16 protein-coding genes are annotated in these 17,345 nt (G+C 36.0%); 11 read left to right on the forward strand and 5 right to left on the reverse strand.

All coding sequences use genetic code 11. The features are described 5' to 3' along the window. Positions 1-48 precede the first annotated feature (48 nt). The 3 genes from deoC to BKP35_RS10755 all read left to right on the forward strand — a co-directional run bounded on the left by deoC (position 49) and on the right by BKP35_RS10755 (position 1,460). Positions 49-717, forward strand: a complete 669-nt coding sequence (gene deoC / locus BKP35_RS10745; protein ID WP_071313355.1) for a deoxyribose-phosphate aldolase — start codon at positions 49-51, stop codon at positions 715-717. A gap of 18 nt (positions 718-735) precedes the next feature. Then, the gene (locus BKP35_RS10750) at positions 736-903 is read left to right on the forward strand and encodes a XapX domain-containing protein (protein WP_071313356.1); all 168 of its coding nucleotides are present in this window, start codon (positions 736-738) and stop codon (positions 901-903) included. Positions 904-1,061: 158 nt separating this feature from the next. After that, complete coding sequence (locus BKP35_RS10755) at positions 1,062-1,460, forward strand: cytidine deaminase (protein ID WP_071313357.1); 399 nt, start codon at positions 1,062-1,064, stop codon at positions 1,458-1,460. Positions 1,461-1,577: 117 nt separating this feature from the next. On the opposite strand, the gene BKP35_RS10760 is transcribed toward BKP35_RS10755, so the two are convergent. After that, a complete protein-coding gene (locus BKP35_RS10760) occupies positions 1,578-2,246 on the reverse strand; it encodes an SOS response-associated peptidase (protein WP_071313358.1) in 669 nt (222 codons plus the stop codon). A 547-nt stretch (positions 2,247-2,793) separates the two neighbouring features. On the opposite strand from BKP35_RS10760, the gene BKP35_RS10765 reads away from it, so the two are divergent. The 5 genes from BKP35_RS10765 (at position 2,794) to BKP35_RS10785 (ending at position 6,781) form a co-directional block, all read left to right on the forward strand. Next, positions 2,794-3,261, forward strand: coding sequence for a hypothetical protein (locus BKP35_RS10765; RefSeq protein ID WP_071313359.1), 468 nt, complete (start codon positions 2,794-2,796; stop codon positions 3,259-3,261). Beyond that, positions 3,251-4,336: a phosphodiester glycosidase family protein gene (locus tag BKP35_RS10770; protein ID WP_071313360.1), complete on the forward strand. Its 1,086-nt coding sequence runs from the start codon at positions 3,251-3,253 to the stop codon at positions 4,334-4,336. Before BKP35_RS10765 ends, BKP35_RS10770 begins: the two co-directional genes overlap by 11 nt. Before the next feature lie 329 nt (positions 4,337-4,665). Then, on the forward strand, positions 4,666-5,190 hold the full coding sequence (locus BKP35_RS10775; protein ID WP_071313361.1) for an RNA polymerase sigma factor: 525 nt from the start codon (positions 4,666-4,668) through the stop codon (positions 5,188-5,190). A 3-nt stretch (positions 5,191-5,193) separates the two neighbouring features. Next, positions 5,194-5,985 (forward strand): hypothetical protein, encoded by a 792-nt coding sequence (locus BKP35_RS10780; protein WP_071313362.1) that lies wholly within the window; start codon positions 5,194-5,196, stop codon positions 5,983-5,985. 169 nt (positions 5,986-6,154) lie between these two features. Next, positions 6,155-6,781, forward strand: a complete 627-nt coding sequence (locus BKP35_RS10785; RefSeq protein ID WP_071313363.1) for a hypothetical protein — start codon at positions 6,155-6,157, stop codon at positions 6,779-6,781. A gap of 69 nt (positions 6,782-6,850) precedes the next feature. Here BKP35_RS10785 and BKP35_RS10790 read toward each other — a convergent pair whose 3' ends face one another. Next, on the reverse strand, positions 6,851-8,113 hold the full coding sequence (locus BKP35_RS10790) for an ATP-binding protein (protein ID WP_071313364.1): 1,263 nt from the start codon (positions 8,111-8,113) through the stop codon (positions 6,851-6,853). 271 nt (positions 8,114-8,384) lie between these two features. Here BKP35_RS10790 and BKP35_RS10795 point away from each other — a divergent pair, with 271 nt between their 5' ends. After that, positions 8,385-9,263 carry a polysaccharide deacetylase family protein gene (locus tag BKP35_RS10795; RefSeq protein WP_071313365.1) on the forward strand — a complete coding sequence of 293 codons (879 nt, stop codon included), beginning with the start codon at positions 8,385-8,387 and terminating at the stop codon, positions 9,261-9,263. Positions 9,264-9,563: 300 nt separating this feature from the next. On the opposite strand, the gene BKP35_RS10800 is transcribed toward BKP35_RS10795, so the two are convergent. Then, positions 9,564-9,809, reverse strand: a complete 246-nt coding sequence (locus tag BKP35_RS10800; protein WP_071313366.1) for a hypothetical protein — start codon at positions 9,807-9,809, stop codon at positions 9,564-9,566. 487 nt (positions 9,810-10,296) lie between these two features. Between BKP35_RS10800 and BKP35_RS10805 the strand changes: the two genes are divergently transcribed. After that, on the forward strand, positions 10,297-13,362 hold the full coding sequence (locus BKP35_RS10805; protein WP_071313367.1) for an efflux RND transporter permease subunit: 3,066 nt from the start codon (positions 10,297-10,299) through the stop codon (positions 13,360-13,362). Between the two features lie 111 nt (positions 13,363-13,473). Here the strand turns inward: BKP35_RS10805 and BKP35_RS10810 are convergent, their stop codons facing one another. Continuing rightward, the gene (locus BKP35_RS10810; protein ID WP_071313368.1) at positions 13,474-14,616 is read right to left on the reverse strand and encodes a histidine kinase N-terminal domain-containing protein; all 1,143 of its coding nucleotides are present in this window, start codon (positions 14,614-14,616) and stop codon (positions 13,474-13,476) included. A gap of 295 nt (positions 14,617-14,911) precedes the next feature. Between BKP35_RS10810 and BKP35_RS10815 the strand changes: the two genes are divergently transcribed. Then, complete coding sequence (locus tag BKP35_RS10815) at positions 14,912-16,606, forward strand: methyl-accepting chemotaxis protein (protein WP_071313369.1); 1,695 nt, start codon at positions 14,912-14,914, stop codon at positions 16,604-16,606. 220 nt (positions 16,607-16,826) lie between these two features. Here the strand turns inward: BKP35_RS10815 and BKP35_RS10820 are convergent, their stop codons facing one another. Then, the gene (locus tag BKP35_RS10820; protein ID WP_071313370.1) at positions 16,827-17,264 is read right to left on the reverse strand and encodes an OsmC family protein; all 438 of its coding nucleotides are present in this window, start codon (positions 17,262-17,264) and stop codon (positions 16,827-16,829) included. Positions 17,265-17,345 lie beyond the last annotated feature (81 nt).

Here is a 17,345-nt window from a genome sequence, read left to right on the forward strand (position 1 = left end):
TTCGAAGCCATCATTTAAAAATCTCGTAATAAGAAAGGAATAGATACAATGACTAATATAGCAAAAATGATTGATCATACAGCATTAAAAGCAAACACAACAAAGGAACAAATTGAGATTCTATGTAGTGAAGCTAAACAATACGACTTTGCTTCTGTATGTGTTAATCCGACTTGGGTTGAAACGGCAGCTACAATGTTAAAAAGTACGGGTGTCGATGTTTGTACAGTAATAGGTTTTCCGTTAGGGGCCAATACACCTGAAACAAAAGCATTTGAAACAAACGATGCGATTGAAAAAGGAGCAACAGAAGTTGATATGGTCATCAATGTAGCGGCATTAAAGGCAGGGAATGACGAACTAGTTGAACGCGATATTCGTGCCGTTGTTGAAACTGCGCAAGGAAAAGCATTAACGAAAGTTATTTTTGAAACATGCCTTTTAACAAAAGAGGAAATTGAGCGTGCTTGTCGTTTATCTGTAAAAGCAGGAGCTGATTTTGTTAAAACGTCTACTGGTTTTTCAACGGGTGGAGCAACTGTGGAAGATATCGCGTTAATGAGAAAGACAGTAGGTCCAGATGTAGGAGTAAAAGCATCAGGTGGCGTGAGAAGTGTAGAGGACGCTAAGGCAATGATCGTAGCTGGCGCTACACGAATTGGAGCGAGTTCCGGAGTTTCAATTGTCAATGGTGAAACGTCAACGTCAGACTATTAATAAAAAAGAGGGTTAATCATGAAAGAAATATTATTAAGTTTACTTGCTGGGGTAATTATTGGGCTTGTTTTTAAAAGTTTAAAATTACCTTTACCAGCCCCACCTGTACTTGCAGGGATTATGGGTATCGTCGGGATCTTTTTAGGTGGCTTGATTTTCACCCAGGTAGTAAAATTGTTTTCATAAAAGTTGAGAAAAAAGTTAAATTGTTGAAATAAAAAGGTGTATATAATACATCTTTTTATTTCATATTATTGGTAACTGACGGAATGAGAGCAACGTAAAGAAGTTAGTTATTATAGGAATAATTAACAGAAAATTCGTATTGAAAGTGTGGAGACGATATGAACAAAGAAATGCTTATAAACGAAGCAAAAATTGCTAGAGAAATGGCTTATACACCGTATTCTAAATTTAAAGTCGGAGCAGCACTTTTAACGAAAAGTGGTGACGTATTCCGGGGTTGTAATATCGAGAATGCAGCCTATAGTTTGTGTAACTGTGGTGAAAGAACTGCTTTATTTAATGCTTATTCAGAAGGTGCGACAGAGTTTGCTGCTTTAGCTGTTATCGCTGATACGGAGCGGCCAGTCCCACCTTGTGGGGCTTGTCGTCAAGTGATCGCCGAACTGTGCGACCCGAACATGCCGGTATATCTATCGAATTTAAAAGGGAATGTACAAGAAACGACAGTTGCAGAGTTATTGCCTGGTGCTTTTATGCCAGAGGATTTGAATAAATAATATTTGTTCAAGTGATTTAATATAAAAAAAGACGTGCCAAACTTAATTAGTTTGTTGCACGTCTTTTTACTCGTCCATAAAGTATATATTTTGGAACTGGAAAGTTGTTTATTCTAATTAAATTGGCTCGATCAACTCGGATCCATTATGAGTCGGTTTGTTAACTGCCGTTGAAATTTCGTAAGCAGTCATATGTTCTGATGGGAGTGGTTTAATAAGTTGTTGTAAGTAATCGGTATCCCTTATATCAGGGTTGAGCCAATCATCTTGATGTTTATTTTCAAGTAATAAAGGCATCCGATCGTGCAAATTTGCCATCATTTCGTTTGGTGAAGTAGTCACAATCGTGCAAGTAAAAATGTCCTCTTCTGTGGTAGGGTCGTTCCACTTTTCCCACAACCCTGCAAATGCAAACAATTTCTTATTTTTCAGGTGAATAAAATACGGCTTTTTCTTTCCATCTTCTGTACGCTTCCATTCATAAAACCCACTAGTAGGTATAATACACCTTCGCGACTGGAATGCTCGTTTAAAGCTAGGCTTTTCTGCGAGTGTCTCTCCTCTGGCATTGATCATCTTGTAAGCGATTTTTTTATCTTTTGCCCATGGCGGGATTAATCCCCAATGTAGCTGCCCAGCACGATTTTCCTTTCCGTTATTAATGACTGCTAATACTCGTTGGCTAGGCGCAATATTAAAACTTTGCTCAAATGTGAATGAATTTTCAATTGCGTATTCGTTGATCAGTTCTTGCTCAGTACTGTATAAAGTGAAACGCCCGCACATGAATCTCACCTACTTTTTCGTCTTTTAAAGTAGAATACCTCTTCCATAAAGTAGTTTCAAGAGAGTGAAACTCAATTACCTAAAATGAGTCATATCAAACTATATGTAGTTGCGAGTGGTTTAACGCAACTACATATAGTTAATTAAGGGCGATAATATTGAATTATGAAATTCATTAAAGTAGAGAGAGTTATTTAGAAAATAACTTCGGGAGAAAAACGTGAATTAAGGGAGAAAAATTATTACATGGGGAGTAAATTCCGGAGTACGGGGAGAAAGTCACGATTTATGGGAGTAAATTCAGATTACGGACTAGAAACTCACGAGTTACGAGAGTAAGAGTACTGTCATTATTAGAAAATCCCTACGATTAATTGTTTAATAGTCATAAGGATTTAGTGTTTTTATAAGCATATGTTAAAATAAATGTTGTTAAAGATTAACTTATTTAAAATTGAAGTTTGAGATTCCTTTAAGTTTAAGGTGTGCTTAAACTTTTCTACTGAGAGAACATAATACTAAACCGACATGAAAGGGATTTTTAGAAATGAGCTTAGAACATGAAACAACAAACCTTCGTCATACTTTATCGAAAAAAAGGCGTGGGGATGATAAAGGTAAACGGAGACTTATGATAACAATCAGTACCACGATCTTAGCCATCCTTGCTTGGGGAGTGTTACTTTATGGGGGATATACAGTCGCGTATAACTACTTCGAAGAGACTCATAGTCAGCTAGATGAACAGATTCAAGAAATAAAACTTCAAAATGAAGAGGTTTTTTCGAAGTTGGAGCACTTTAATGCAGAATTAAAAGACTCTAACGAGGAGTTAACATTAATAAAAGGTGAACTAGACTATATTAAGGAATCATTAGAAATTACAGGTGAGACGATTACTGGTAGCGATGAGACGAGAGTGATTTTACAAGAACGTATGACAGAACTAGACAAGCGCTTAAATGAATTACAATCGCAATTAATTAAATTGGAGGAAGCAGCCCGTGCTCATTAAAATACAGATCTTTTTCTTGTTTTTATTGGCACCCATTATCGGTTCACTCCTCTTTTTTACACAATTGAACCCATATTCTAGTATTGAAGAAGCTAATTTAATAGATCAGTACACAGAAATAGAGGATCAAAGTGATTGGATGCAACAATTTCTTTTTGAAAAAAGAGAAGTTATCACTGAGACTAAACAGATTGTTCAAGATTCAAATGAAGTATTAGGTTATATTCAAAATAACGCCTATGAAGAGCTATCCGATTATTTGGTGCAACAAGAGAGAATAGAATCTTTAGTAGAAGCAAGTACTGGTTACCAACAAAGGTCAACGAATTTAATTGAACAATTATTAGCCACAATGTTAGGCGACCCAATAGGACAAACGTTCGGGGAAAATTCGATCGTAAAAGTATATTCTCTTGAAGAGGCGGGATATCGGGGCTTTATGGCAAAAGTCCGTGTACTTCACCCTGATGGAATTCGTATGGTGTTAGCGAATGACGAAATTGCGAGTAGCGGTGAAACGACGAGCCAAGCTGCAAAAAGATCTGATGCAATATTAGCGATCAATGCAGGTGGATTTGCTAGTCAGGGCGGTCAACTCCATCCAATTGGAATTACAGTGATCGACGGGGAGATCGTTACCTTTTACGATACGAGCATTAGTTTTATCGGTTTTAATCAAACAGGCAATTTAGTAGGGGGAAATATTACTTCTAGAGAAGAAATTAAAGAATTGGGCGTGCAACAAGGAGCAAGCTTTCATCCGACATTATTGAAGGATGGTGAGAAGCTCCCAATTCCGGCAAGGTGGGCAAACGCTAGACATCCACGAACATTAGTCGGACACTTCACGAATGGAGATCTCTTTTTTATGGTGATTGATGGACGGAGAGCAGGATGGAGTGAAGGAGTAACATTAGAAGACGCTCAAGAAAAATTGTTAGAATTTAACATTCGTGATGCCTATAATTTAGATGGTGGAGGTTCTAGTACGTTTTACTACGATGGCGAGGTTTTAAACAAACCGTCCGGAGGGCAAGAACGGAGAGTCACGACAAATATCGTCATTTTACCGTAATGGCAGTAGCATAATGAAAACAACAGTAAATATGGGGAATAATAAAAAGGAAAAATCTAACTATCAGTCGAACATTGGTAGTTAGATTTTTTTTATGAAAAAAAGGCGGGTGCTTTTGCGAACGAACGTCTGAGATTTGTAAGAAGGTCAAGGTGAAGTGAGGGAAAGCACCCGACTTTTCATATTAGAAGGTAACGTTTAATCGCCATAAAGATTTTGTATTTGTGATAAGATAATTTTTCCAAAAAAAATTTAGTAAGAACGAAAACTTTTTAGTTATGTCACGAGGTATATATAGTGAAGTAGTTAAGAAAGGAGGAAATTTCTTAATGGAAAAAGAGTTAATAAATAAAGTGAAGAATGGTGACCGTCAGGCATTTAAACAATTGTATGATCTACATTTTGATTATGCGATGAGGGTGGCAACAGCAGTAACAAAAAATCAGAATACGGCTAGTGATGTTGTTCAAGAAACATTTATTCGAGTGTATAAGAATATCGGAGATTTTGATTGTGACAAAGCATTTAAACCGTGGTTTTATCGAATTTTAATTAATGAGTGTAATCGTTATTTAAAAAAACAGGCAAAAGTAATTCCGATGGAGATCGACGATAAAGTAAAATTGGAACCACAAATCGATGCTCATCATTTCGAAGAATACGAAGATTTATATGATGCGATCCAAAGTCTAGATGACACCCAACGAATACCAATCGTTCTAAAATATTTAAATGATTTTACAGAAATGGATATCGCCTTAGCGCTTGAATTAAATATTAACACAGTGAAATCGAGACTGTTTAAGGGGAAGCGAAAGCTAAAAGAACTTTTACTGAAAATAAGGGAGGCGTAACCGATGAAGAAAGATAACTTCGATAAAAAAGTAAAAGATAGTTTCATCGAAGGAACTGATTATGATCCGAAGTTAAAGGATGATATATGGAATAACATCGAAAAGGAAATTGAAAATGAACAATCGGAAACTATTAACGTACCGACAAGAACTCGTGCTAAAGGAAAAAAGAAAAGAGGGTATCGGAAGGTAGGGATGCTCGCTTCAATGGCTGCATCACTTGTGCTCGCTCTTACCCTCGTAACAACAGATACAGGAAGTGCGTTTATTGACCAAGTGCGACAAATGTTCGAGCCTGAAAAAACTGTTACTGAACAAATTGAAGGCATTGAAAATGAAAGTGATGTTTCACTACATGAAGGTCAGGCAGGGTATGTAATCTATTTTGATAAAGAAATGTACTCAATGATTGATGTAGAAGGAAAAGATCGAATTATTTTCAATGAAGAGTTACCTGAAATCTATCCAGAAGTGTATATGGAAATCTCACAAACCGAGGAAAGTGCTCTTAACTTAGCGACCAAAATGTACGAACAATTACAACAACAATATCCAAAAGTGTTAGAAGTTGATGAAGTTGAGTGGCCGATCGAAAGCTTTGTCGTTCACGCAGTAGGTGGAACAGGTGGTTATGAATGGGATGACCCAGTTGTAAGATATTATTTTTTTAGTAACGAGCAAGGTGGAAGCTTTGTTGTAAAACAAAAATACTTTTTAGAAGCAGGGGAAGGTCATGGAGCACGGTTTGAGCATATGCTAGAACAGTTTTATATGTATGATGCATCTGAAAATTAATCAAAGAACATTAAACGATAATTTGGCGGTAAGAGGGTGGGCCAAAAGTGTCTGACACCACTTTATATAGACAAAAAGGCTTTAATGTATGTCTATTTGTAGGTGTGAAACGGTGTCTGACTTGTTTTGGCCCAACCTCCGCCAACCTTTAAATGGGGAGTGGAAAAAAATGAAAAAACTCTTGCTATTATTGTTACTAAGCTTAGTATTAGCTTTCAGCTCAGCGTGTACACAAACGGACACAAATGAGCCTGAAAACGACGCTGATCAAAAGGAACAAATGAACGAAGAAATTGGTGAAAAAGAAAAAACTCAAGATGAGAGTGAAGAAAATAATATAAGTAAAGAAGAGCCTGTCACCGAAGATACAGAAAAAAGTGACGAAAAGGAAACAAATGAAGAACAACAAACTGGCGACGTTACCGAGGGAGAAAAAGAAGAACCAACCGAAGAGCAATACCGAAGTAATGTCGACACTCTAAAAGAAAAAGAAATTGTAGGAAAAGAGCTTAATGATGTGGAGCTACTATTAGGTAGGCCGACTGTCGAGGCGAAAGATGCTATTTTACACGTTTGGAGATACGATTATCCAAGTGAAGGGTATTTCTTTGATAATCAACTTAACGCAGTTGATGTTGAGGGACTGTACAACGAGCAAATGGAAGCTCAATTGATGGTGTTTTTTGAAAATGATATTGCCACTTCATACTCAATCTACTATTTAAAAGAAGATGAAATCATGCATTATCTCGAAACTGAACATGGATCTGAGGAATATTCCGCAAGTAGAGATTAACAGTTCAAAAAGTGTCAGCCCCTTTTTAAAGCACATCTTTACGAGTGCAATTAAAGGTTAGCTGACACTTTATTTTATATGTAAAGGTATAGAAATTGAAAAGGTTGTTCCTTCACCTTTTTTACTATTAATTTTGAGTGTCCCTTGCATTGCCTGGATCATGTCAGAAACGACAATCAACCCTAATCCAGTTCCTGTTTCTTTTGTTGTATAGTATGGAGTATATAGCTTAGAAATTTCTTCTGGTGTCATACCGACCCCTGTATCACTAATGTTAATTACGATATTATTTTCATGGCCGCTACGTACTATGAATTTTAAAACACCGCCATTTGGCATCGCTTCAATTGCATTTTTTCCAATGTTAATTAAACATTGCAGTAACTCTTGCTGGTCATATTTTGCAGTAAGCTCTTTACAAGCCTCGTCAATTTCTGTCATCAATTCAACTTGATTCATAACTGCGTAGGGAGCTAATATGTTCGTTGAGTTTAAAGTGTCATTTGTAATATTTCCAATAGCTACATCTTTTTCTTTCGGCCTAGCAATTGATAAATAATCATTAATAATTGCTTCTGCTCTATTCAGTTCACTGAGTGCGAGTTTAAGATAATCAAATTTTTTCTCATTGGCGATGGTGTTATCTTGTAATAGTTTTAGAAATCCTTTTGTGACCGTTAACGGATTGCGAACTTCATGTGAGACACTAGCCGCTAGTTGACTAACAATTTGTAGTCGTTCGGTTTCCTTAATTTTATTTATGATCCTGATGTTTTCAATCATTTTTTCGATTAAATAAGTAAGTAATGCCATCGCTAAGCTTTGTATGAAAATATAATATAAAGCTACAATTATTATAGAGTTAGAACTGCTAAGAATTACTATAGCTGTTAGTACAACAATTAACGAGCTCATTATTGAAATGCCCATGTTCATTAAAATTTTAATTCCAGTTTTAGATTTGAAATAATTGTTCCGTAAAAGTGGGACAAAAATAATGATGAAAGTTGTTGCCAATATGCTAATCCACACTCCATCTGCACTAATAATAAAGCGATAGAAATTCGTGATAAAGTATAAAGGGATGGCGACCACATAGCCACCATATAGTGCCCCAATAATTAGTGGGATTTGTCGTAAGTCAAAAACAAACTCTTCAGAAACAGTTACAGGAAAACTTAGACATAGCATAATCGAAACAGCTAATAAAAAGGTTATAAAATGGTTTCTATATGAAGGTTTAACCTTTTTTAAGTCTACGAGAAATATTTGATAAACATATAACGGGATAATGATAAAAAGCACATTCAGTAAAAAATTAATAGAGTTCAATCGAGAGCCTCCAAACAACAATTGAGTATAAAGTCCTAGTTAATCTATAGGGTATTATGAAAATATTAACAATTCATAAACCTTTTTTACTATTATACTATTTAGCAAAATTAATTTATAGTAAAATTCCATTTTTTATACTTTTGTACTAATTTTGTAATATTTATATGGAAAAAGAATGAGAGAATAGATATAAAAGTGAATAAATCTCCTTAATTAGTAAAAAAATAACATCGGTTTGTAATGAATATATTTTTAAGGAGATGAATGAATGAACAACAGAATATGGAAGTTAATGCTTATTTTACTTTTAGTGGTAGGTGCGCAGCTGTCTGTAGTTGGGGTTGGGCATGCGAACGAGGTTGAGGAACTAGGGAAGGTTGAGCAACAGTGGTGGTGGAAGAAAGATCGTGATAAGGAAACTCCACCTGAAGATTTACCACGCTTAGGCGGTGGGTCTGAAAATCCAGAGAGAATTCAAGAACAACCAATATCAAATATTATTTTACAACAGCGGTACCCAGAAACTGTTTTTTTACAAGGGCCAGAAACAGAAAATAAAATAGCGATCACGTTTGACGATGGCCCTGATCCGCGCTTCTCAGAACAAGTATTAGATGTACTAGCAGAATATAATGTTCCGGCAACCTTTTTTGTGATGGGTTCAAGAGCTATAGCTTATCCAGAAATTGTGGAGCGCATGGTCGCTGAAGGTCATATTATTGGGAACCATACGTATTTCCATCCAAATCTCGTCAAGGAAGGCGACTTAGCGACATTAGAAAGAGAAGTAACTAGAACAGAAGATACCCTTAACGACATTATTGGCTATCGCACCAAGCTATTCCGCGCTCCGTACGGATTTTTGTATAATGAGTTAGTTGAAAAATTAGCTGAAATGACGTATTCCATTATCGTTTGGTCCGTCGACTCATTAGATTGGCAAGAAGATCCACCAGAGGTGATTGCCGACAACGTCACTAATAACGTACACCCAGGAGCAATCATCCTCATGCACGATGGTGGTGATTGGGACGATGATCGCACAAATACGATCGCATCTCTACGCGAAATCATCCCAACATTACTAGAGCAAGGGTATGAGTTCGTTACCGTTCCAGAATTGTTGAACATCCCGTATCAAAAGTAGGTGACTTATTCACAAGGGGTTGGCCTGTAAATAAGTTGCTACGGGAAAGTTCACTTTCTTTAATTGAGCACGCCTTAGCAACTATTTTACATTAATGTTGGTGAAAGTGAACTTTCACTGGTGTCAGACACCCTTCGTGGACAAATCGACAAAATGTCCGTCTCCAGTGGACATTATAATAATGAATATATAGTTCTACAAAAAAAGTTCAAGGGGCTGCCTTGAGCTTTTTCTGTTCTGCTTTGTACTTAGTATCAATCACGTGTATTTATCTCTTCATTCTTTTAACAGTTAGTATAACTACTTACCCATCATCATTTCACATTTAAAGTTTTTACTTGGCTTTGCTCCAAGTGTATTATGATGTTCCTCATATTTAACTCTCGCTTCAGCTACTGTAAGATCCTCATGTTTTTGTAAAAATTGTCCAAAGTTACATACTTCAGGGGTATTGCCACCATCTTTTTCTTGTTCCATTGCTAATGTATTTCCTGCTCCAAATACTAATAACGCTGAAGTTAATACAGTTACTACTAATGCTTTCATACCAATCAACTCCTTTAAATTTATATTTCAAGAGTAAGATAGAAAAATGGAGCAATGATGGTGAGATTATTACAAATAAATGAACGAAAAAGATTTTTATTTTGTAATTAATCTAAAGAACTCTTGTCAGGTGAAAAAGAATAACGTTGTACCTATGTCGTTACACGGAGAAACAAAGATACACATCAAAAACTAGGGAAATACGCCCTGAAATTTGAAGATATGCCCCAAAAAAAAGAAATACGCACCTAACTCCGAAAATACGCCCCAAACCAGCTTCTTACACAAACTCAAAACTCAAAACTCCCTACGCCTTAAGTCTTAGTTAAATTCAGACTCCAGATCATTCCACTTACTGTAAATTTCAAATAATATTAAGTCAAGGTAATAAAGTCACAAACATGAACTGTTATCCTAGAAAAATATTACCAAAAATAACCATTTGGTGTATAATTTATTTGTTTGAGGAAAAAAGGGGGAGAAGTAATTGCAGTTGTTACGTTTTATCATTGGTCGGAAGATATTAGTTACTTTGATGGTAGTATTTATTTTTATAGTGGGGATATTTGCAGCTAACAAGCTTGACCGTGAATTATTCCCAGCCATTTCATTTGATGGAGCCCAAATTTATGCTAGTGCGGGTCAAATGACAACGCTAGATGTTGAAGAACAAGTAACTAAGCCAATAGAACAAGTATTGCAAAATATTAATGGTATTAAGTCCATTGATAGTTCGTCATCTGTCGGAGTAAGTTCAATTATCGTCATGGCAGAAGAAGGATTAGGTGAAGAAGTTTATACAGAGATTGAAAGTACAATGCGAGGGTTTGAAAACGATCTTAGTGGGGTTGATTTTATATCAACATTCCAGTTTTCTACAGAGCAACCGTATGAATTTTATATGACAATTACGAATGGCTCAAACGCTGAGATGTCTCAATTTGCAAAGAAAACGCTGAAATCAAGGCTCGAAGCATTACCAGAAGTTCGTACAGTTTCTCTTAACGGTTTCGAAGAAAAAGAAGTAATCGTCGAGTTGAATTTACAAAAGCTACAAGAGAACGGTCTTACTCAACAACAAGTGATTCAAATCATTCAGCAATCGAATATCGATACTTCTGTAGCCACCTTAGAGGAAGAAGAAGGTAAGCCGACAGTCCGGTGGACGACTTCATTTAATGAGTTAGATGATATTAAAAATCTTCAAATCCCATCTGCTCAAGGGATCGTTGAACTTAATGAAATAGCAAAAGTATTTGAAGAGAAAAACACATCAACATCGATTGGTTGGCAAAATGGTGATAGAGACTTTATTTTTGTACAGATTGGTCGAGCAAATGGTACGACACAGATAGAGATGGCAGAGAGTGTCAGAGCAGAAATTGAAAAAATAAGAGCAGAAGGCCTTGTCAATGGATTTCAACTTAACGAGTTAGTTGCACAAGCAGACTATGTTACAGATGCGCTCGAAGGTGTAAGTACGAATGTTTTAATTGGAGGGTTACTTGCATTAGTTATTCTCATCTTATTTTTACGAAACCTTCGCGCAACGATGATTATCGCCTTATCGATCCCGTTATCGATCCTCTTAACATTTACTGGAATGTGGCTGTTTGACCATAGTTTCAATATATTAACACTTATCGGTTTAGGGCTAGGTATCGGAATGATGGTAGATTCTTCAATCGTTATTTTGGAATCGATTTACCGTAAAAAAGAGCAAGGCTTACAAAACCTTGAGGCTGTTTTACAAGGGGTAAAAGAAGTAGCAACAGCAGTTTTTGCATCAATGTTGACAACGATTGTCGTATTTGTACCGATTGGATTACTTGGTGGTGAGATGGGTCAGTTTATGGTCATTCTTTCCTTAATTGTAGTCGTTACGCTCGTAAGTTCCGTTATTGTAGCTTTTACATTAATTCCAACGTTAAGTGAGAATTTCTTGAAATTAAAAAAGAAGAAAAGAGCGCGTAGCGAAGGGGTTATTATTAGTAAATATGGAAAGCTCGTTTCTTGGATTACGAGGAAAAAACGTAATCGCTATAGTATAATTACAATTTTTATGGTTGTTTTTATTAGCTCGATCATGTTAGTAACAAAAATCCCAATGACTGTAATGCCTGATGTATTAAATCGATATGCAGAGCTAATGGTTCAACTTGAGAGTGGTCTCACTCCAGCAGAACGTGAAGAAGTAGCGCTTAAAATCAATCAAAAAATTTCTGCCATTGACGATGTTGAAAGCAATTTAATTAATGATAATATCGATATGTTTTATTTGCTGATCAATATGACACCTGAAGAAGAAGCTACTGTCGAGCAGAGAATAGTGAATGAAAATATTAATAGAGCTTTACGTGACCTTCAAGATGAATACCCGATAATAGGAGTAGCAACAGCAGACTTTACAGGAATGAGTTATCCGGTAGTTCTTGAAATTAAAGGGAATGATCTAGAACAACTGAGTGAAATCGCCTCTAACGTTATAAGTGAAATGACTTCTGTTGAAGGCCTTGTTGGAATAACATCATCAGCAAACCGGAAACTAAATGAAGAGTTAATTGAATTAAAAACAGATCAGATGAAAGAAGATGGCGTGACGGCACTTCAAGTATTCGGACAATTTCAAGAGTGGTCTTCGCGTATACCTGTAGGCGAAATAAGGCTTAGTGATACAGCATCATCCATCTTCGTGACAACAAACATAGACATCAATGATAAATCAAGTTTTTTAGAACAAGAAATCCCAACGATGGGCGGTATGCAAAAATTATCAACGTATATCGACTTAATGCCAACTGAAGTTCCTTCAGAGATTAAAAGAAAAGACGGCGAAAGAATGATAACGGTAATGGCCGATCTTGAAGATAGAGATTTAGGCTCAGTCAATCGTGATATTGAAGAGCTCCTATCTGATTTTAACGTACCTGCTGGCTACACAATAGGAGTCGGTGGTAGCTTGCAAGAGCAACAAGAAGCACAACAAGAAATGTTAATGATTTTAGGAATTGCGATTTTCCTTGTTTACGTAGTTATGGCTGTCCAATTTAATAGTTTGATCCATCCGTTTATCGTTATGTCAATCATTCCAATGACAGCAACAGGTGCATTGTTAGGTTTATTAATCACACAATCGGAGTTAAGTGTACTTTCGGGAATGGGGATGGTGTTCTTAATCGGGATCGTTTTAAATAATGCGATTTTGTTAATCGACCGTACGAAGCAATTAAGACTAGAGGGGTATGATGTTAAGGATGCCGTAGTTGAAGCTGGAAAAAACCGTATACGTCCGATTTTTATGACAACATTAACAACAGCAGGTGGCATGTTCCCGTTGGCGATCGCCTCGGGTGCAGCAAGTAATTATCAATCACCACTTGCGATAGTCATCATTTCAGGGCTACTGTTTGCAACGTTAATTACATTGCTACTAATCCCATCTGTCTACATGCTATTCGAAGACATAAAAAGAGGATTACAATCTTTGGTGTCTCCCACCCGCCGTGGACAAAAACGTAAAATGTCTGTCTCCAGTGGAATAATTGAAAAGTAGTATTAAAGGGGCTATCCAAAAATAAAGTGTCAGACACCGTTTGGCACCAAATATAGACGGATAATTAATTTATACGCCTATATTTAGTAAGTTCTACATGGTGTCAGATACTTATGGGGTAGCCCCGTTTTCAGTTGCTTCTAATAAAGGTAAGCGAGTACTAAATGTTGTAATTTTATCGTTAGAAAAGCATGAAATACTGCCGCTATGTTTCTCAATAATTTTTCGGCAAACAAATAAGCCAATTCCAGTTCCTAATTCTTTTGTCGTATAAAAAGGTTCAAAAATGATGTTCATTGTTTTATCAGGGATACGTGGTCCGTTGTTAGATATGTTAATGATAACCTCATCACCTTCAGTAAAAGAACAAACGGTGATTTTACGAGGTTTTTCTTTTTTGGTAATCGCATCGATTGAGTTCATCAATATATTTAAAAATACTTGTTTAATTTCATTTTTATTAGCACTAACTTGTGCATCTGTCTTAAAATTAGACGTCACATCGACATCGATATCGACAATGCTAGGGTATAAGAATTGAATAATATCTTCTAACAATAGATGTACTTTTAAAATCTCTTTCCGTTGCTCTTGTGCTCCTTCATTTTTAGAAGTATGAAGGAATTGCGTTATTCGAAACTTCAGTTGATCGAGTTCGTGGTCAATGATATCTATATACTTTAAATTAGGATAATCTGTTTTTAGTAATTTCACAAACCCGATGACTGAGGTTAATGGATTTCTAAACTCATGAACGAAACTTGAAGACATTTGGCCAAGCAAAGTAAGCTTATCTTTATGTGATTGGTTGATAAAGTAATTCTTCTCTTCAATCTCTTCTTCTTTTAAAAATGTATATCTTTTTACAGCTAAAAAAATAAAGTGATCAAATTTTAAATTGATTTTATCAATCACTGCTTGAAGTTGTTCAATTTCAATTCCAGATAAAAAAGTTTGTTTAATGATAAGTGAGCGGCCGTAATTTACATTGTGGACAAAATCTCCAATATTAATGTTTGCTTCGACACGTTCTTTAGCGACTTTATGAGCAAGTTGTTTAAGGTCATCGTCACGTAAAGTATCGGTTAATGTCCTTTTTACTAGCTGGTACATGAGGTAGCCGTTTTCTTTTATTACTTGCTTTTGTGTATCGGTGGCATCAATTAATATATTTTCCCACCAATCTTCTAATATCCTGTTTTCGTTTTTTTCGAAAAAACCTATTAAATAAGTATTGGTTGATACTGAACTCACTTTTCTCACCGCTCCTGTATTAAATACTAATTATATTAAATTCTACGAATAATCTATTATACCTTTTGAAATATCGAAATAGTTTAATAATATTTTTATGCGTAAAAATTGACAGTTGGTTAATTGGTAAGCAGAAAGTTGGAAGGTTGGACTGTTGGAACACCGAACTTTTAGAGGCAGTTTCTCGTTGCGTAACTTTACACAAATTTTACAAATAATAATCGTTGTAAATCACCAAAACAGGACTATAATATAAGAGAATTATAGATTTGAAGTAAAATAAGAGGAGAAGACGATGAATATTAAACTAAAAACGAAATTAATCGCTAGTTTTTTAATAGTCTGCATCATTTTTGGAATTGGCAGTATTGTTTCTTATTTAAATATAAAACAAATTAATGATACGTATACTTATTTAAATGATGTTGTTAATGAATTAAATATGATTGGTTTAACGATCGATGGCAATGTTAATCAACAGAGTGTACATTTGCGTGGTTATTTATTAACTGAAGACGCAAATGAACGGGAACAATTAGATGCTGTTAACCAACAAATCAATATTGCAATACAAGAAGGAAGAGAGCTTAGTACTCTCCCTGAAACCATAGAACAATTCAATCAAATCGAACAATTGAATAATGAATATAAAGGTTTAGCTGACCATGCTATATCTTTGACTCGTATTAATATGGATGAGGCAATTAACTATACAAACAACCATGTGATACCTCAAGCCCGTGAAATAAGAGAGGCTGTTCAATCTTTAAATGGTTTGCTTAGCGAACTCTCAGAGGAAAGAACTTCACAAGCGTCGAGCCAAGTAAGTCGAGCGATGTTTTTAGTTGTGATAAATAGTGTAGTTGCAATAGTTATTGCTATCTCTTTTGGTATCATAATTTCAAATGTTATTTCTAAGCCAATTATTAGTCTATCAAAAACAGCGAAACAATTAGCTACTGGTAATCTCGCTATTGAACGAATTAATGTTAAAAGTCGTGACGAAATCCATGAACTAAACGAATCTTTTAATGAAATGGCAAGTAACCTACGCGAGACGGTCTCAGAAATCTCGACGGGCGCTGAACATGTTGCTGGTTCATCCGAGGAATTAACGAGTAGTGCGGAAGAAACGAGTAGAGCAACAAACCAAATTACGGAAGCCATCCAATCAGTTGCATCTGGAGCTGAAAAACAAGTTGAAAGCACGAACCAGGTCCGTGAAATCGTTAACGATATTTCTTACGGAATGCAGCAAATCGTAAGTAGTGTCGATGTTGTTTCAAGCTCAACAACAGTTGCTGAAGAAAGATCAAAGAATGGTGTTGAAGTTGTAAATAAAGCGATTAATCAAATGAACACCATTAATTTGAAAACAAGTGAAATTTCCGAGGTCGTTACAAACTTAGGAGATAAATCTAAAGAAATTGGTAGTATTATTTCATTAATTACTGCAGTTGCTGAACAAACGAACTTACTCGCGCTAAATGCTGCCATTGAAGCGGCGAGAGCTGGAGAACATGGAAAAGGATTTGCTGTCGTTGCCAATGAAGTACGAAAGCTTGCTGAGCAATCCAATAATTCAGCGAGTCAGATTAGTAGTTTAATCCAAGATATTCAAAAAGATATTGAAAATTCAGTAGTGGTCATGGGTGAGGGGCGTTCTTCTGTCCAAGAAGGGTTAACTTATGTTAATGAGGCTGGCAAAGAATTTCATACCATTTCTTCTTCGATCGATGATATCTCAAAACAAATCCAAGAAGTTTCTGCTTCAGTTGAGCAAATTAAAGCAGGGTCTGAAACAATGGTAGGATCGATTGAAGATGCAGCAAATATCGCAGAACAATCATCTGTGTACTCACAAAATGTTGCCGCTTCTGCAGAAGAACAAATGGCAACGATGGAAGAAATAGCTTCCGCTGCCGAAAGCCTTTCACAAATGGCCGAAAAACTCCAAGTTGAAGTTAGCAAATTTAAATTAGGTGTCTGACACCGCTCGTGGACAAATCGTTAAAATGTCCGTCTGAGGTGGACACGAACTTTTTGGAAATATTATTATATAAAAGAAAACTAAGGCTTGCCGCCATATTGTGGCGAAAGCCTTAGTTTTTTTGATTGCGAAACCCTCACAGTAAATATACTCGCCAGTTGGGTGGGAGTTTAACCGATGTTGTAGAATTACTGAAAAGTTATCTAAAATCAAGAAATTATTATCCTTTTGTCCAAGTATCGTTGAGTTCTACATTTGCTGCTTTTAGCATCGTGTAAACTGGGCAGCGTGCTTCAACCTTCTCTTGCATTTCTTTAATTCGATCGTCACTTTCACTAGTTGTTACCGTTGCTTCCACAGTTACTGTTTCAAAATAAGGACGAACCGATGGGTCTCCCATGAAACCTTTAGGATCGAATTCACCTTTAATTTTAAATGAGATGTCTTGAAGGTCAAAATTCATTTCTCGGGCAATGAAACGAGCTGTTACATTTTCACAAGCTGCTAATGCTCCTAATACAGATTGTAATGGATTTGGACCTAAATCTTGTCCTCCCATTTGTTTTCCTTCATCTATAATAAACTCATGCTTTCCAGCCTTCGCTGTAACTGTAATTCCTTCTGTTTTTGCATTCACCATTAATGTCATTTTATTCATAGTTGATCACTCTCTTTCGTTAGTTTTAATTTATTTTTATATGATATTTTTAACAGATTTTTTTTAAAAAAAGTTTTCTTC

Origin of the sequence: Anaerobacillus arseniciselenatis (assembly GCF_001865995.1) — a bacterium.
Lineage (GTDB): Bacteria > Bacillota > Bacilli > Bacillales > Anaerobacillaceae > Anaerobacillus > Anaerobacillus arseniciselenatis.

Bases quoted from the DNA above. Each gene is read 5' to 3' on its own strand.
- deoC (WP_071313355.1), top strand. From the start codon at position 49: ATGACTAATATAGCAAAAATGATTGATCATACAGCATTAAAAGCAAAC.
- BKP35_RS10750 (WP_071313356.1), top strand. From the start codon at position 736: ATGAAAGAAATATTATTAAGTTTACTTGCTGGGGTAATTATTGGGCTT.
- BKP35_RS10755 (WP_071313357.1), top strand. From the start codon at position 1,062: ATGAACAAAGAAATGCTTATAAACGAAGCAAAAATTGCTAGAGAAATG.
- BKP35_RS10760 (WP_071313358.1), bottom strand. From the start codon at position 2,246: ATGTGCGGGCGTTTCACTTTATACAGTACTGAGCAAGAACTGATCAAC.
- BKP35_RS10765 (WP_071313359.1), top strand. From the start codon at position 2,794: ATGAGCTTAGAACATGAAACAACAAACCTTCGTCATACTTTATCGAAA.
- BKP35_RS10775 (WP_071313361.1), top strand. From the start codon at position 4,666: ATGGAAAAAGAGTTAATAAATAAAGTGAAGAATGGTGACCGTCAGGCA.
- BKP35_RS10780 (WP_071313362.1), top strand. From the start codon at position 5,194: ATGAAGAAAGATAACTTCGATAAAAAAGTAAAAGATAGTTTCATCGAA.
- BKP35_RS10785 (WP_071313363.1), top strand. From the start codon at position 6,155: ATGAAAAAACTCTTGCTATTATTGTTACTAAGCTTAGTATTAGCTTTC.
- BKP35_RS10795 (WP_071313365.1), top strand. From the start codon at position 8,385: ATGAACAACAGAATATGGAAGTTAATGCTTATTTTACTTTTAGTGGTA.
- BKP35_RS10800 (WP_071313366.1), bottom strand. From the start codon at position 9,809: ATGAAAGCATTAGTAGTAACTGTATTAACTTCAGCGTTATTAGTATTT.
- BKP35_RS10815 (WP_071313369.1), top strand. From the start codon at position 14,912: ATGAATATTAAACTAAAAACGAAATTAATCGCTAGTTTTTTAATAGTC.
- BKP35_RS10820 (WP_071313370.1), bottom strand. From the start codon at position 17,264: ATGAATAAAATGACATTAATGGTGAATGCAAAAACAGAAGGAATTACA.